Raw genomic sequence first — 16,734 nt, 5'->3', positions numbered from 1 at the left:
AACCGCCACGCCGGCAGCGGCTTTCTCCCCTGGCAGATCTTTCTGCCTGACCTCGCGACGAGGTCGCCGAGGTCTAAGGGACATAACAGTCAACATTGAGGGCAATACCCTATGAGAAGACTTAAGCGTGATCCGTTAGAAAGAGCTTTTTTGCGCGGCTACCAATACGGCATCCATGGCAAATCCCGCGAAATGTGTCCTTTTACTCTTCCGTCCGTTCGTCAAGCCTGGTTAAACGGCTGGCGCGAAGGTCGCGGTGACAACTGGGACGGACTGACCGGCACCGCCGGTATCCATCGACTCAACGAACTCCACGCTGTCGGCTAACTAACTCAAGGAATCTACCGACTTCATCAAGCACGCCCCATCCGGGCGGCGGGCGAGAGCCCAGGGGCTCCTTCAGGGAGCCCTTTTTTATTGCCTGCCGTATACCCTCCCTACAAAAACCGGCGTCGCTCAGCCCTTGCGCGGCAATCCGGCAATCGCATCCACCGCTTCGCGGATCAACGCCGGCCCCTTGTAAATGAACCCGGAATAAATCTGCACCAGACTCGCCCCGGCAGCGATTTTCTCGCCTGCGTGCTTGCCTTCGGTGATGCCGCCTACGGCAATGATCGGCAAACGCCCGGCCAGCTCCGCAGCCAGAACCTTGACGATATGGGTGCTCTTGTCGCGCACCGGTGCGCCGGACAAACCGCCGGCCTCATCGCCGAACTCCAGGCCCTGGACGCCTTCACGGCCCAGAGTGGTGTTGGTGGCAATCACCGCATCCATGCCGGCCTCGACCAGAGCCTTGGCCACTTCGACGGTTTCTTCGTCACTCATGTCCGGGGCGATCTTGATTGCCAGCGGCACGCGCTTGCCATGCTGCCGGGTCAGGTCATCCTGACGCAGGCGCAAAGCCTCGAGCAGCTGCTTGAGCGAGTCGCCGAACTGCAGGCTGCGCAGGCCCGGGGTATTCGGCGAGCTGACATTGACCGTCACGTAACTGGCATGGGCGTAAACCTTGTCCAGACACAGTAGGTAATCGTCTACCGCGCGCTCGACCGGGGTGTCGAAGTTCTTGCCGATATTGATGCCCAGCACGCCTTTGTACTTGGCCGCCTGCACCCTGGCCAGCAGATGGTCGACGCCCAGGTTGTTGAAGCCCATGCGATTGATGATGGCCTCGGCCTCCGGCAAGCGGAACAGCCGCGGCTTGGGATTGCCCGGCTGCGGACGCGGTGTCACGGTGCCAATCTCGACGAAACCGAAACCAAGCTGGGCAAACCCGTCGATGGCATCGCCGTTCTTGTCCAGACCGGCCGCCAGACCGACCGGATTGGCAAACTCCAGACCCATCACCTTGACGGGCAAACTCGCCGGCGCCTTGCACAGCAGGCCATTGAGCCCCAGACGTCCGCCAGCCCCGACCAGGTCGATGGTCAGCTCGTGGGAGGTTTCCGGGGAGAGTTTGAACAGTAGCTGGCGGGCCAGGGTATACATGGGCAGGCTTAGCTCGATAATGGCGGAGTCGGAAAGGCAGCGATTATACAGGCCGGGGGAACAGCTAGCGAGCGAAGGTGGACTAGGGTCTGTGCTGGCTGTAACCCCAGCAGAAACTGCAAGCGGCATCAGTCCAGGCGGCGCAGGCTGAGTAATTGGCCAGCCGGGTTGAACTCCAGTTCGAAGCAGCCGTAGACGCCTTCATGAGTCAGAAACGGCCGGAAATGATGGGCCGGCACACTGACCCGCCTACCGTCACGACTCTGCACCAGGATACGGTTGGCCCGCCCCTGATAGACCGCACGCATGCGCTCGGCCGATAACGCGAGATCCAGCAGCAGACTGGCCATGCAGGCACCTTGGCAAACGAATGCAGCAATTTTGCCACAAGCAGCCGCCAAGCTCCGCGCAGAACCTGCGTTTTTGACCAGCAAAGCCTGTGCAACCGCCTTGCGGCTCTGCCACACTTGCCCCGGTGTCCATGGAGTTCGCACCCGCTCATGAGCCTGTTCGATCCACCCTCCTCCCTCAGCTCGCGTTTTGCCGCCCTGATCCAGCGTCTGGGCCGCAGTGGCCGCGCGCCGCGATTGATACTTGAGCGTGCCAGCCGACTGCAGCTGCCGTTCAACGCCATGCCCGTGACCCGAGACAGCATCTGCTGGCTCGAAGGCCCGCCACTGCAGCGCCTGGTCGAACTGCCACGCGGCGCCCTGTCCGGCCCGGTACAGGAAGACAAAGCCCAGGCCCATGCCGTACTGATTAAAATCGTCGAGGTGCAACAGCAACAACTGGCGTCGTTCGACCTGCGCCTGGTCGACGGACTGAGCAGCTGCGCCCCCGGGCAGACCCACTGCACCAGCTTCGAGGATTACGCCGCCAGCGAAGCCTGCCGCCAGGTGCGCATCATCAGCTACAAAGACTTCGTCAAAACCATCAGCCAGGCCTTGCCGCGCTTTCTCGCCGACGAGCCCATCAGCCTGCGCCAGGCCAGCTGGCATGGCGATCGGGTGTTCTGGGCAGGCGAGCAGCATGGCGAAGCCTTCGCCTGCGCCGTAGCCTACGCACGCCGCCGTGAACTGGAGATTGCCCTGCCCGCCGAACTGTCCCGCTACCGCCTGAACAGCAGCGGCCTGACGGAGCTGCAACAGCGCTATCACGTCCTGGCCATGCCTGGCGCGGCCTGGAGCGCCCCGGCGTTCATGAGCCTGCTGCTGGATACCGGCCTGCCGTATGCCCGCCTGTCACTGCTGCGCACCCCTGACGCGCCGGAGTTTCTCCTGCTGCCCAAGCACTCCGCCGAAGCCACAGCCCTGGGCGAAGGCCTGCGCCTGGCCGGTGCGCCGGATGTGGTGCTCTATCTGCAAGAGCTGGCAGCACACGGATCCAAAGCAAGCCCTACGCGCTAAACGCAACGCCGGCCACAGGCTGTTCGCCATACATCATCGCTGCGCCACAACAGTGGCGGGTTGCCGTTGCGAGTCGAACAACAGCCAATCGCAAACGCCCCCGCAACCCTCTGTGGGAGGGGCTTTAGCCGCGATAACAGCGATCAGGCCAACCGAACTGGCGCACACATAGCAAAGAGCCCCGCACTAGGCGGGGCTCGGGTTCAGCTCAGGCGCGACTCAGAGCACGCAGACGCCAGGCTGGGCGCTTTGTGCCAGATCCATCAGTTCGCGGTTGGCGACCGCGTACATGGCGTAATCGGTACCTGTCGCCGCACGCAACTCGGCGAGCATGGATTTCCAGCGATCGACCAGCCGACGATGCTGCTCCAGCCAGACCACCACCCGCGCCTCGATCTGCGCCGGCCCGTCGATCATCTGCAACACCGAAACGGTGATCGCCCGCTGCTGCCAGTCCAGGTCGTCGCGGAAGGCTTCCCGGGCCAGGGCCTGCCAGTTGTTTTCCACCGCCAGATTGGTGATCTGCTGCAGGTACCAGGAAAGCTCCAGCGAGCCACCAACCGCGAAGTAGGACTCGGCCACCTTGGCCGGCTCCTGGGCGGTGACATCCGAGGCCTCAATGATCGGCAACAGGGTGTACAGATGGCTGGTGCCAGCCACCATGCGCGCCAGCACCTCAGGCACACCGGCCTCCGTATAGGTCTGGAAACGCGCCAGCCACTGCTCGCGGGCCGGGCCTTCGAGCAGTTCGTCGAGCTTCATGGCCAGCGCTTCGATACGTGGAGCGAAATGCGCCACGTCGTGCGCCGCATCCAGCTCATTGCGCCGATTACGCAGGAACCAACGGGTAGCCCGACGCCCCAGGCGCATCAGTTCGTCCATCATCTGCAGTTGCAGCTCGGCCGGCACCTGGTAGTCCAGCGCCTCGATCTGCTGCCACCAATGCGGCAGACGGAACACATCGCGCACGACCACATAGGCCCTGGCGACGTTGGCCGAGCTCATACCGGTGGATTCCTTCAGGCGCTGCACGAAGGTAATGCCCATATGGTTGATCAGGTCGTTGGCGATCTGCGTGCTGACGATCTCGCGCTTGAGGCGATGGCGACGCATCGGCTCGCCGAACTTCTTCGCCAGCAACGGCGGGAAGGCGGTCTCCATCTCGCGGGCCAGGTACTCGTCATCCGGCACCAGGGATTTGAGCAGCGACTCTTTCAGGTCAATCTTGCTGTAGGAGATCAGTACCGACAGCTCCGGACGGGTCAGGCCCTGGCCTTTGATGGCGCGCTCGTTGAGTTCGTCGTCCGAAGGCAGGAACTCCAGGGCGCGATCCAGCTTGCCCGCCGCCTCCAGTCCGGCCATCACCCGCTTGTACTCGCCCTGGCGCTCGCGAGCGCGGCGTTCGGCCAGCGACAGGGCCTGGGTCTGCTTGTAGTTGTTGCCCAGCACCAAGCCACCCACCGCATCGGTCATCTCGACCAGCAGCTTGTTGCGCTGCTTGCCGGTCATGTCGCCGGCCGTGACGATCTCGTTGAGCAGGATCTTGATGTTCACTTCATGGTCGGAGCAGTCCACCCCGGCGGCGTTATCGATGAAGTCGGTATAGCTCGCCCCGCCGTTGAGGCCGTACTCGACGCGACCCAACTGGGTCATGCCGAGATTGCCGCCCTCGCCAACGACTTTCGCCCGCAGCTCGCGGCCGTCGACGCGCAACGAATCGTTGGCCTTGTCGCCAACATCGGCGTGACTTTCCTTGCTCGACTTGACGTAAGTGCCGATGCCACCGTTCCAGATCAGATCGACTGGGGCCTTGAGCAGCGCATTGAGCAACTCGTTAGGCGCCAGCTTGTCGGCGCTGATATCGAAACGCTCTTTCATTTCCGCGCTGATGGCGATGCTCTTGGCGCTGCGCAGGAACAGCCCGCCACCGGCGGAAATCAGCGAAGCGTCATAATCGGCCCAGCTCGAGCGCGGCAGGTCGAACAGGCGCTGGCGCTCGACGAAGCTCCTGGCCGCATCCGGGTTGGGGTCGATAAAAATGTGCAGATGGTTGAAGGCGGCGACCAGTTGCAGCTTGTCCGACAGCAGCAGGCCGTTGCCGAATACGTCACCGGCCATGTCGCCGATGCCGATCACCGTGACGGAATCCTTCTGCACGTCGATGCCACGCTCGCGGAAGTGGCGCTGCACCGAGACCCAGGCGCCCTTGGCGGTAATGCCCATACCCTTGTGGTCGTAACCGGCCGAACCGCCGGAAGCGAAGGCATCACCCAACCAGAAATCGTATTCGGCGGCGATGCCGTTGGCGATATCGGAGAAGGTCGCGGTGCCCTTGTCGGCGGCGACCACCAGGTAGGGATCATCGGCATCGTGGCGCACCACGTTGGCCGGCGGCACCACCACGCCTTCCTTGAGGTTGTCGGTGATGTCGAGCAGGCCGCTGATAAAGATCCGGTAGCAGGCGATGCCCTCGGCCATGATCTCGTCACGCGAGCCGCCTATCGGCATGCGCCGCGGCAGGAAACCGCCCTTGGCGCCCATTGGCACGATGACGGCGTTCTTCACCTGCTGAGCCTTGACCAGGCCGAGCACCTCGGTGCGGAAGTCTTCTTCACGGTCCGACCAGCGCAAACCGCCGCGGGCGACGTCGCCGAAACGCAGGTGCACGCCTTCCACGCGTGGTGAATAGACGAATACCTCGAACTTGGGCGTCGGCTTGGGAATATTCGGAATCGCCCGCGGGTTGAGTTTGAAACTGAAGTAGGACTTCGCCGCGCCACTGGCATCGCTCTGATAGAAGTTGGTGCGCAGGGTGGCCTTGATCAGGTCCAGGTAGCGCCGCAGGATGCGGTCCTCGTTGAGCACTGCAACGTTGTCCAGCGCAGTCAGGATCGCCTGTTCCAGCTTTTGCTGCTTGCTCTCCAGGTCTTCGGCGCCGAGTTTGCGCGCCAGATAGAAGCGGGTCTTGAACAGCCGCACCAATTCCTTGGCGATGTTGGTGTGGTTGACCAGGGTACTGGCGATATAGCCGAGACCGAAGCCCAGGCGGATCTGCTTCAAATAACGTGCATAGGCGCGCAGCAGCGCCACCTCACGCCAGGGCATGGCCGCGGTCAGCACCAGGCGGTTGAAGGCATCGTTCTCGGCATTGCCGCCGACGATATTGATAAAGGCATCCTGCAGGGTGTCGTTGAGCTGCTGGATATCCACATCCAGGCCTTCGGCGTAGGTGAAGGCGAAATCGTGGATCCAGAACTCGCGGCCGTTCTGTTGGTGCAGGCGATAAGGGAACTCACCAAGTACTCGCAGGCCGAGGTTTTCCAGGATCGGCAGGACGTCCGACAGCGGCAGCGGCGTATCGGCGTGGTACAGCTTGCAGTGCAGTTGCTGGCCGACCTGGGTCAGCGGCTGGTAGAAGCTCATCACCAGCGGGCGCTCGCTGCTCAGGCTGAGCAGGTGTTGCATGTCGACCACCGCCGAATGCGGGGCGAAGCGCTCGCGGTAACCGGCCGGGAAACCACTGGGGAAATCCGCCAGCACATTGGTGCCCTGGGCCTCGCCGAAGCTTTCCACCATCAGGCTGGCGTAATCGTCCTTCCATGAGCGGCACGCCTGGATCACTTCCTTTTCCAGGCGAACCGGGTCGATCTGCACCTTGTTCTTCGGGTCGACGCGCAGGATGAACTGCACCCGCGCCAGTACCGATTCGGAGAAGAAGGTCCAGAACTCGCAATCGGCTGCCTGCAGGCGCTCCATCAGCAGTTGCTGGATCTTCTGCCGGGTTTCGGTGGAATAGACGTCGCGCGGCACATAGGCCAGGCAGTAGCAGAAGCGGCCATACGGATCGCGGCGCAGGAACACCCGAATCTTGTTGCGCTCCTGGATCTGCACGATGGCCATGGCGGTGTTGAACAGGTCTTCCACCGGGGTCTGGAACAGGTCGTCGCGCGGCAGCACTTCCAGCACCTGGGCCAGTTCCTTGCCCAGGTGCGCCTTGCTGTCGAAGCCGGCACGCCGCTCGATCTCCGCCACCTTGCGGCGGATATAGGGGATGTTCCACACGCTCACGGCATACACCGCCGAGGTGTACAAGCCCATGAAGCGGCACTCCTTGACCACCCGGCCCTTACTGTCCAGTTCACGTACCGAGACGAAGTCCGGGTAGGCCGGACGGTGCACGCGGCTCGGTACCGCGGCCTTGGCGAAGGACAGCAGCAGCGGCTCGCGCAGATAGCTGAGCGCCTCCGGGTCGATATGCAGGTCATCGCTCTTCAGCCCGCTACGCAGGCGCTTGGACAGGCCGAGCAGGGACTGCTCGTCGTAGACAATGGTGCCGCCGTCCGGCGCATCGACCACGCTGAACTCTTCATAGCCGAGGAAGGTGAAATGGTCATCCAGCATCCAGCGCATGAACACCTTGATTTCTTCCAGCTCGGCGGCCTCGACCCCGAGTCCGGCCTGGCCTGACTTGGTCTTGTCCAGCCAGGCCAGCAGCTCCTGGGCCTTGGCCTTCATCGGCTGAAAATCGGCGACGCTCAGACGCACTTCGGAGAAGACATCGTGCAGGGCTTTTTCCAGGATGCGCAACTCGCCGGCACTGGCGCAGCGATCGATCTCGAGGAACATCAGCGCTTCCTGCAGCACGTCCTTGCCCTGAGAGCCCTTGGGCAGGATCTCCAGCAGCTCGCCCTGCTTGTTGCGGCGCACACTGAACACGGTGTTCTGCAGGGTATGGATGCTGTAACCGCGGCGATTCAGCTCTATGCGCGCCGAATCGACCAGAAACGGAATGTCGCTGCGCAGGATTTCTATTGCGCTATGGGTAGACTGCCAGCCGTGCTTTTCGTAATCGGGGTTGAAGGCGCGAATTTCAGTCTTGGCATGATCGAAGCGCTGCAACAGGCGCCAGGATGACAGGGTGCAACCGACCAGGTCGGAGAGCCGCCGCTCGGTGAGTTCGTCAAGCGCGATGATGCCGAAGAATTGCTCGGCGAACAGCGCGACTTGTGGCAATGCTTGTTCACTGACGTGCTGCGCCAGGGCCGCTTGCAGTTGATGCTGGAAGTCGGCTTTGCTGGCCGCCGTAAAGAACGCCATGTTTATTATGCTCCGTTGGCTTGAGATTCGATTAGCAGGCTTGGATAGTCGCGAGTCTTGCGCTTACGCCACAACGTTAGTCCACATGGCAATTGCTGCATTGAAAATGCTTGCCCCATGGGTATGGCGCCATCGGCGACTCGCTGGTCACATTTATCGACCGAGCTTAACGACGGAACAGCTTGCAGCGCTTACCACGCTGCGACATTTTCTTTCACCGCAGATACTTCGCCGGAAAAAACTCGCCGATTACCCGTCTGGCGGTAGCCTTGGTTCAGCGCTAATCGACATATTCGCCCTGCCCCGCCGATTAAGGGCGGGACTAGACGCTGTGGATTCAAGCCCCGCGCATCGCCTGCGGCAGCCCCAGCACGATCTGCGGGAAAACCGTGATCAGGATCGCCGCCAGCACCAGCAACAGGAAGAACGGAAAGCTGGCCCTGGCCACCTTCCACATGTCGTAGCCCGTCAGGTTCTGTACTACAAACAGGTTGAAACCCACCGGTGGGGTGATCTGCGCCATCTCCACCACCAGGATGACGAAGATGCCGAACCACAACAGGTCGATGCCCGCCGCCTGCACCGCCGGCAGCACCACCGCGGTGGTCAGCAGGATGATCGAAATGCCGTCGAGAAAGCAGCCCAGAATGATGAACAGCAGGGTCAGCGCCAACAGCAGCACGTAAGGCGAAAGCTGCTTGGCGATGATCCAGTCGGCCAGGGCCGATGGCAGACCGGTGAAACTCATGGCCGAGGTTAGGTAGTGCGCGCCGAGCAGGATGAAGAAGATCATGCACGAGGTGCAGACCGCTCCCATCAGGCTGCCCATAAAGGTTTCTCGGTTCAGCGAGCCGGAGTACCAGGCGATCAGCAATGCGCCGACCACCCCGACTGCGGCGGCCTCGGTCGCCGTTGCAATGCCCGCATAGATCGAGCCGATCACCGCAACGATCAGCGTGACCACCGGGATCAACAGCTTGCCGCGGCGCAATTTTTCCATAAACGGCAGGGTTTCGTGGTCATCGGGCATCTGCTCGCGGTTGATCCGCGACCAGATCATCAGAAAACCGCTGAAAATCAGCAGCAGCATCAAGCCCGGCAGAATCCCGGCGATGAACAACCGCGAGATCGACACCTGTGCCGCCACGCCATAGACGATCATCATGATCGACGGAGGGATCAACAGACCCAGGGTGCCGGCGCCGGCCAGTGAGCCGATGGCGATGCTTTCCGGATAGCCGCGCGCCTTCAACTCGGGCAGGGAAATACGGCCGATAGTCGCCGCCGTCGCCGCGGACGAACCGCTGACTGCGGCGAAGATGCCACAGCCCACCACGTTGACGTGCAGCAGGCGCCCCGGCAGGCCACGCAGCCAGGGCGACAGGCCGTTGAACATGTCCTCGGACAGGCGTGTGCGGTAGAGAATCTCGCCCATCCAGATAAACAGCGGCAATGCGGTCAGCGTCCAACTGGCGCTCGACGCCCAACTGATGGTGGCGAGGATCGAGCCGGCAGGCGCACCGCCAAACAGCTCCATCGCGATGATGCCGACACCCAGTAACGACAGGGCGACCCAGACGCCGCCACCGAGCAAGGCAAACAAGGCCACCAGCAGCGTGATAGTAATTATTGTGTAGTCCACGGTTAACTCACTGATCCGGTGCGGCCGAGGCCGCAAAAATGGATAACAGGCCCGTTGAAAAACGTAGGCGAGGCAGCCGAGGCTAGGCAAAAATAGGCGAAAAAGCGCAGTTTACATGGCTGTAAATGAGCATTTTGAGCCTGTTCTTAACGACGCATCGGCAACGCAGGTAGTTTTTCAACGGTCTGATAAAGCTCGCGAGCTCATTCGCTCAGCGCTGTGCCAGCGTCGGGGCTCTCGAAGCGCTGTCCCCGGCACACCACGAACAGCCGCTCGGCCATCGCCACCGCCAGCACCGAGGTGCCCAGCAGCATCGGCAACTGCGGAATCCACATCGGAATGGGCAACAACCCAGTCGACACTTCCTTGAATTCATAGGATTCGATGACGAACAATGCGCAATACCAGGCCAGGTAAACGCTGATGCCCAGACCCACCAGATTGCTCAGCACCTCGGCGACGAAGCGCCCGCGGGTCGAGAGCAGGCGGTACATCAGCTCGACGCGGATATGCGCGCCGCGCTGCAGGGCGTATGGCAAGGCGAGAAAACCCGACGCGGCCATGGCATAGGCGGCGAATTCGTCGGCCGACGGCACCATGCCGCCAAGCTGACGCGCCACGACCTGGGAGATCACCAGCAGGCAAATAAGCATGAGGAACAGGCCCGAGAGCAGCCCGCAGAGGGTGTAGAGCTTGTGCAAGAGTTTCATTGTCTGAGGCTCCGATACTAGAGATGCCGAGGCCGATCGTCCCAAGGACGCCTGGCCTCGGCTCATTCAGCCAATCACTTCTGGTATGCGTCGATGATCGCCTGGCCATCCGCGCCGGCCTTGCTCAGCCACTCCGCGGCCATGGTCTGGCCGATGGCCTGGAAGCCTGCCTCGACCGGGGCCGGCGCTGCCGGATCGACCTGCATGCCGTTCTCGACGAGGGTGGCGACCAGCTTGCTGGTTTGCGCCTCGGCAATTTCCCAACCGCGCTGCTCGGCACGTTCGGCCGCTTCCAGCAGCGCCTTCTGCGAGGCTTCTGGCAAGCGCTTGAAGGTGCGCTCGTTGACGATGACGAAGTTCTTCGGAATGAACGCCTTGACGTCATAGTAGTACTTGGCGAAATCCCAGGCCTGGGTGTCCACGCCGGTCATCGGCGAGGTGATCATGCCGGTGATGATCCCGGTGCTGAACGCCTGCGGTACTTCGCCGGCGTTGATCACGGTGGGCACCGCACCCATCAGCTCGGCCATGCGCGAGGTGGCCGGGTTGTAGGCGCGAAATTTCATGCCCTTGAAATCATCCATGACGCTGATCGGGGTCTTGCTGTAAATGCTTTGCGGCGGCCATGGGGTGGCGTACAGCAGCTTGATGCCCTGCTTGGCCAGGCGTGCTTCCACCGCCGGGCGGCTGGCCTTCCAGAGTTTCTGCGCATCGCTGTAGTTGCGCGCCAGGAAGGGCACGCTGTCGATTTCATAGATCGGGTCTTCGTTGCCCAGTACCGACATCAGCACGTCGCCAAGCTGAACCTGGCCGGTCTGCACCGCACGCTTGACCTCGGGCCGCTTGAACAACACCGAGTTGGCGTGCACGCGGATGCTCAGTTCGCCTGCGGTGGCTTTCTCGACATCCGCCGAGAACTCTTTGGCCACTGCGGTGATGTAGTTGCCCTCGGGGTTCTCCGCGGTCATGTTCCAGCGTTCAGCGGCCTGCGCGCTGACCACTTGCAGACCCAGGGTGCAGGCCATGGCGGCCATGGCGAGGCGAGAGAGGTTATTCATTATTATTTTCTCCAGATTAAAGGAAGGCGAATGGCCTGGTTCGACAATTGCCGGAAGGCCTGGTTTCGAGTCTCTGTCTAGGCGGCAAGGCTGTCCAACTAGAAAAACCAAGAACGCATGATCGGAAATCGTTATGAGCAATAACGGGGCACGCTGGCGATAAACAGTGCGCTAAAGATAGCCAAGTTGACGTGAGGCGTCGTACTGCCGGGTGGCGCCCGGACCTTCAAAGGTGGATAGAGGCATCAATCGCTCCCTCACCCTAGCCGGGCGCCCCCAGCCCTCTCCCCGAAGGAGCGAGGAGACTAATCGCACGCATCCCATATCCGGCACGTACGCAATCAGGGCATTCCCTGATCGCTGGCGAATGGCAGCAGGGTAATCATGCTGTCGCCCAACTGCTTGGCGTACTCCTGCAACACCTCGCCGGCCAGCGCGACAATGTCCTCGCTCAGTTCGAGACCGACGCCGGTGCGCCAGGTCAGCACCATATCCAGTGCCGGCGGTTGTGGCACGTCGCCGAGGACGGTGACCAGACCCTGCTTGAGTTCCTCGCAGACCAAGGCCGCGGGCAACGCGCCTATGCCGAAGCCATCGCGAATCAGGCGCGTCATCGCCGCCACCGAATTCACGCAGCTGATCCGCGGCGCGGCGACGTTGCCGGCGTGCAGCAGGTTGAGAATGTCCTGGTGCGGACGGGAGTTCTTGGAAAAGGTGATGATGCGTTCCTTGGCCAACTCATCCATCGAGGCGTAGTCGCGGTCGTAGATCGAGCCGGTCAGGACGATCCACTGCACCGGGTAACGTGCCATTACCAGGTTGCGCACACCATCGCCGCGCAGCACATCGGTCTGGAAAATGATGTCCAGATAGCCCTTCTGCAATTGCTCGCAGAGGTTGCGCGCGGTATCGGCGGTGAGCTCGATCTCCACCGCCGGATAGACCTCCATGATCTTTGTTACGAATGGACTCAGCAGCGTGTGAATCACTGTGTCCATCACGCCTAAACGGATGCGTCCCTGGATGTTGCCGGTCTCGCTGATCGACTGTTTCAACGCCTGCATGGTGTCGAGCATGCGCTCGGCGTATTCGAGCACCTTGCGCCCCTCCGGGGTCAGCGAAACCCCCTTCGAATCGCGCAGAAAGAGACGAACCCCCAACTCGTCCTCCAGCGCGGCGATGCGGCTGGAAATCGAGGCCTGGGTGCTGAACAGCTTTTCCGCCGTGAGGCGAAAACTCTTCAGCCGTGCGACCCAGACGAAGGTCTCGAGAAATCTCAGATTCATGGCTGTTCGGCCCTCGTGTGATACGGATAACGGCGTTTTGCCAGCGGCATACGAAGCAGGTTACATGCCAGCGCTTGGTAAAACGCCCCAGCGGGCGCATCAGATTTTCTGATCGACGGCCCCTGCTTTTTCTCGTTGGACGCTGCCTCACGCTGCTACCAAGAATACCCCCGCGGCAACTCAAGCCCGATAACAACAGACCGCAAATAGCGCCCTGCCAAGCAGACGGTATGCACCGCTGTGCGCTTTACCTCACAGGAGAGATTTCTCATGAACCAGATCCACCGCATGGCAGCCTTGCTCGCCATCAGCAGTGTGCCCGGCGTGGCCAGTGCCGACTTCATCAGCGACAGTAAAGGCAGCCTCGAGCTGCGCAACTTCTACTTCAATCGCGATTTCCGCCATGACAATGCGCGCGACAAGGCTGAAGAATGGGCGCAGGGATTTTTGCTGCGCATGGAGTCCGGCTACACCGAAGGCACGGTCGGTGTCGGCATCGATGCGCTGGGCATGGTCGGTTTCCAACTCGACTCCGGCGAGGGCACCGCGGGCAGCGGCTTGCTGCCGGCAGACCGCTCCGGCGGCTCGCAGAGCGAGTACGCCAAACTCGATGTCACCGCCAAGTTCAAGGCCTCCAACAGCACCTTGCGCATCGGCTCACTGGCGTTTCGCAGCCCCATCGTCTCGTCCAACGACTCGCGCCTGCTGCCGGGCTCGTTTCGCGGCGCCCTGCTCAATGTGCAGGAGGTCGACAAGCTGACCCTGCAAGGCGGCAAGATCGACCGGGTCAGGGCCAACGCCTCCACCGACTACACCGAGATGAGCGCCAACCGCATCGGCGGCAACAGCGATTCCTTCGTATTCGCCGGCGGCGATTACAAGCTGACCCCCGAGCTGAGCCTGGGCCTGCACTACGGTGAGCTGGAAGGCATCTACCAGCAGCACTACGGCACCCTGGTCTACCTCAAGCCGCTGGGCGAAGGTCAGTCGTTCAAGACCGACCTGCGCATGGCCAAAAGCCGCGAAGACGGCAACTTCCGCGACATCGACAACACCGCCTTCGGCGCCATGTTCACCTACACCCTGGGTGGTCATGCGTTCGGTGCCGGCTACCAGCGCATGAGCGGCGATGACCCCTTCCCCTATATCGCCAACAGCGATCCGTACCTGGTCAACTTCGTCCAGATCAACGATTTCGCCAACACCGAGGAACGCTCCTGGCAGGCCCGCTACGACTACAACTTCGCCGCCATGGGAATTCCCGGCCTGACCTTCATGACCCGCTATATCTCCGGCGATAACGTCGAAGTCGGCGCCGGCAACGGCGGCAAGGAGTGGGAACGCGACATGGATCTGGGCTACGTGGTGCAAAGCGGCCCGCTGAAGAACCTCGGCCTGAAATGGCGTAACGCGACCGTGCGTTCGAACTTCGGCAACGACCTCGACGAGAACCGCCTGATCCTCAGCTATAGCCTGTCGCTCTGGTAACAGACGGGCCTGCAGGCTGCGTGAGAACGCAGCGAGCGAAGGTTAGGCAAGGCAACAACAGGCGAGGAAGCGGACTGGGCTCGCACGCGAGTTTACTGGCTGTAAATGAGCATTCCGACTGAGCTCGCACCCGAGCCTGTTTTTAACGCCGCATAACCGAGCGCAGTAGTTTTCACGCAGCCTGCCGGCGGCTGCGATCGCCGGCCACTCTCTAACCGCCTGGCGAGAACGGACTTCATCCTGGCGACACCTATGCCGTCCTATGACTGACCCACCTTCGTGGCTGCTACCGGGAAGGGGGCGAGGAGCCTCCCATGCAGATATTCCTGTCCTGGCAACAAAAATTCCGCCTGCTGATCGTCATCACCCTGCTCGGCCTGGGACTGATCACCGCGACCTCGTTCTGGGCCAGCCGCCAAGTCAATGCGGCGCTGCAAGCCCGGGAAAACGCCACGGCATTCGCCGGCGCCTCCTCCGCTCTGGTTAACGACTGGCTCAAAGTCGGCATCCTGCGCAGGGAGCTCACGCCCGCCGGCGGCGAAGAATTTCTCGCGCGCATCGACGCCCTGGAACAGCTCGCTGGGCAATTCGTCAGGCAGGCACACGGCCTGGGCGATAGCGCCATCGGCCAGAGCGCGAAGCAGATCGAAGCCCTGGTCCTGGCCGAAACCGGCCAACAAAGAAGCTGGCTGGCGCTGTCCCGGCAACTGGGCCTGACGCCATTCCACGGTCAACGCCAGGCACTTGCCGTCAGCGCCAAGCAGTTGGAAGCCATCACCATCGGCCTGATCCAGCCGCTGATCGGCGCAGCCCTGAGCAACCAGCGCAACTACCTGTCGACCTTCGACAGCGATTACGCCGCGCAGGCCCATAGCGCCATCGGCGAATTGCAGACCAAGCTGCAGGAATTGGATTGGGGCGATAACCAGATCGGCCAGACGGTCACGGCCTTCAGTGCGGCCTTCGCCCAAGCGGATGCATCGATCCAGCAACTGCGCGCCCTCGAAGCACAGCTCGCCGAACAACGCCGGCAAACCGAGCAGCGCATCCTTGAGCAGAACCGCATGCTGCAGGACGGCATCCTCGCCAGCACCGCAGAGCAGGCACGACAGGCCAGGCACTCGGCGAACTGGCTGATGGGCCTGACCTCGCTGTGCGTCGCGCTGTTTCTGTTGCTCACCCTGAGCCAGGCATCGCGCACATTGATGGCCCAGCTGCACAAGGTCACCCGCCTACTCACCCAGGTCGCGTCCGGCGACCTCACCGGCAGCCTGGCCATCGGCAACAACCCCAAGGATGAATTCAATCAGTTGGGCGAAGCCTGCAACCGCATGATTCAAGGCATCAGCCGGATTCTCTGCCAGGTGGTCGAGGCTAATCGCGCCCTGACCGAGTTGCACGCCTATCTCGGCGTCTCGATGCGCGACCTCGGCGATAACAGCAGCCAGGTGGAAATCCAGACGGAGCAGGCCGCTTCGGCCTCGCAGCAGATCTGCGCGACCATCAACGAAATGGCCCAGCGCACCTCGGACGTCGGCAACTCGACCCACAGCGCCTACGAGTCGGCGCGCCTGGGCAGCACGGTGATCGACGCCAGCGTCGACAACATGCGCCGGCTGTCGCAACTGATCCAGCAGACCCACGCCCAGGTCGCCCTGCTCAGCCAATCCAGCGGCAAGGTGCGCGGCATCATCGATGTGATCAACAGCCTGGCCGACCAGACCAACCTGCTGGCCTTGAATGCCGCCATCGAAGCGGCGCGTGCCGGCGATGCCGGGCGTGGCTTCTCGGTGGTGGCCGATGAGGTGCGTTCGCTGGCGCAGAAAACCGTATCCGCCACCACCGACATCGCGCGCATCATCGGCGACTTCAACCAGCAGACCCAGAGTATCGATGGCCTGATGAGTAACGGCCTGGCGCTGGCGGCGCAGAGCGAGGAACACGCCGGGCAGGTGGCCACGGCCATCGAGGCGATCACCCAATCGATGGAACAGCTCACAGGGGAAATGAATCAGGTGGTGGTGGCCATCGAAGAGATCTCCAGCACCACCGGCGATATCGCCGAGAAGATGGAGGAGATCAACCTGCACACCGGCCAGACCAAGGGCCTGCGTTTGACCCTGGAACAGCAGACCCACAGCCTGTCCGAACAGATCCAGGCATTGAGCCAGAGTGCGCAGCAGTTTCAGATCGGTTAGCGTGGTCTGGTAGCCCGCCTAAATTTATAGAGCAGGCCTTGGCGCAATCCGGGATGGGGGGCTGCCGATCCCGGAGTGCGCTGCGCTTATCCAGGCTACAAAAAATGGTTCTTCGCGGAATGTCGGGGGCTGACTTCGTAGGGTGCGCCGTGCGCCCCAGCCTCGGCGCAGTTTTTTGGCGCGCACGGCCTAGGCGCCCCCCCCTACCTTTGCGGCCGCTGCAAGCAAACGTCACGCTTACCCAGGTGCTCCATGCAACAGGCAACGGGTACATAGACAAAACAATGCCGCCCATCCTGCTTGGGTGAGCGGCATTGCGACTGCGATCATGACTGAGCAGCACGTAGCCTGGGTTGAGCGCAGC

At 62.0% G+C, this 16,734-nt stretch carries 11 protein-coding genes; 4 read left to right on the top strand and 7 right to left on the bottom strand.

Annotated elements, in window-relative coordinates; translation table 11 throughout:
- Positions 1-111: 111 nt before the first annotated feature.
- The gene (gene rmf / locus R3355_RS14485) at positions 112-327 is read left to right on the top strand and encodes a ribosome modulation factor (protein ID WP_318948465.1); all 216 of its coding nucleotides are present in this window, start codon (positions 112-114) and stop codon (positions 325-327) included.
- A 129-nt stretch (positions 328-456) separates the two neighbouring features.
- Here the strand turns inward: rmf and R3355_RS14480 are convergent, their stop codons facing one another.
- Together R3355_RS14480 and R3355_RS14475 are read right to left on the bottom strand one after the other, a co-directional pair.
- Positions 457-1,485 carry a quinone-dependent dihydroorotate dehydrogenase gene (locus tag R3355_RS14480; protein ID WP_318961817.1) on the bottom strand — a complete coding sequence of 343 codons (1,029 nt, stop codon included), beginning with the start codon at positions 1,483-1,485 and terminating at the stop codon, positions 457-459.
- A gap of 128 nt (positions 1,486-1,613) precedes the next feature.
- The gene (locus R3355_RS14475) at positions 1,614-1,835 is read right to left on the bottom strand and encodes a DUF2835 domain-containing protein (RefSeq protein ID WP_318948463.1); all 222 of its coding nucleotides are present in this window, start codon (positions 1,833-1,835) and stop codon (positions 1,614-1,616) included.
- Positions 1,836-1,985: 150 nt separating this feature from the next.
- On the opposite strand from R3355_RS14475, the gene R3355_RS14470 reads away from it, so the two are divergent.
- Positions 1,986-2,891, top strand: coding sequence for a DUF6685 family protein (locus R3355_RS14470; RefSeq protein ID WP_318961816.1), 906 nt, complete (start codon positions 1,986-1,988; stop codon positions 2,889-2,891).
- Positions 2,892-3,110: 219 nt separating this feature from the next.
- Here R3355_RS14470 and R3355_RS14465 read toward each other — a convergent pair whose 3' ends face one another.
- The 5 genes from R3355_RS14465 to R3355_RS14445 all read right to left on the bottom strand — a co-directional run bounded on the left by R3355_RS14465 (position 3,111) and on the right by R3355_RS14445 (position 12,684).
- Positions 3,111-7,988 carry an NAD-glutamate dehydrogenase gene (locus R3355_RS14465; RefSeq protein ID WP_318961815.1) on the bottom strand — a complete coding sequence of 1,626 codons (4,878 nt, stop codon included), beginning with the start codon at positions 7,986-7,988 and terminating at the stop codon, positions 3,111-3,113.
- A 337-nt stretch (positions 7,989-8,325) separates the two neighbouring features.
- Positions 8,326-9,630, bottom strand: a complete 1,305-nt coding sequence (locus tag R3355_RS14460) for a TRAP transporter large permease subunit (protein ID WP_318948460.1) — start codon at positions 9,628-9,630, stop codon at positions 8,326-8,328.
- 203 nt (positions 9,631-9,833) lie between these two features.
- Complete coding sequence (locus tag R3355_RS14455; RefSeq protein WP_318961814.1) at positions 9,834-10,340, bottom strand: TRAP transporter small permease; 507 nt, start codon at positions 10,338-10,340, stop codon at positions 9,834-9,836.
- A 74-nt stretch (positions 10,341-10,414) separates the two neighbouring features.
- Complete coding sequence (locus tag R3355_RS14450; protein WP_318961813.1) at positions 10,415-11,398, bottom strand: TRAP transporter substrate-binding protein; 984 nt, start codon at positions 11,396-11,398, stop codon at positions 10,415-10,417.
- A 341-nt stretch (positions 11,399-11,739) separates the two neighbouring features.
- Complete coding sequence (locus R3355_RS14445) at positions 11,740-12,684, bottom strand: LysR family transcriptional regulator (RefSeq protein WP_318948457.1); 945 nt, start codon at positions 12,682-12,684, stop codon at positions 11,740-11,742.
- Between the two features lie 270 nt (positions 12,685-12,954).
- Between R3355_RS14445 and R3355_RS14440 the strand changes: the two genes are divergently transcribed.
- Both R3355_RS14440 and R3355_RS14435 read left to right on the top strand, forming a co-directional pair.
- Positions 12,955-14,172, top strand: coding sequence for an OprD family porin (locus R3355_RS14440; protein WP_318961812.1), 1,218 nt, complete (start codon positions 12,955-12,957; stop codon positions 14,170-14,172).
- A 314-nt stretch (positions 14,173-14,486) separates the two neighbouring features.
- Positions 14,487-16,370 (top strand): methyl-accepting chemotaxis protein, encoded by a 1,884-nt coding sequence (locus R3355_RS14435; RefSeq protein WP_318961811.1) that lies wholly within the window; start codon positions 14,487-14,489, stop codon positions 16,368-16,370.
- Positions 16,371-16,734: the final 364 nt, after the last annotated feature.

Source organism: Pseudomonas sp. (genome assembly GCF_033723075.1).
Lineage (GTDB): Bacteria > Pseudomonadota > Gammaproteobacteria > Pseudomonadales > Pseudomonadaceae > Aquipseudomonas.
The sequence above is the reverse complement of the archived record's forward strand: the minus strand, read 5'-3'. Positions and strand labels throughout refer to the sequence as shown.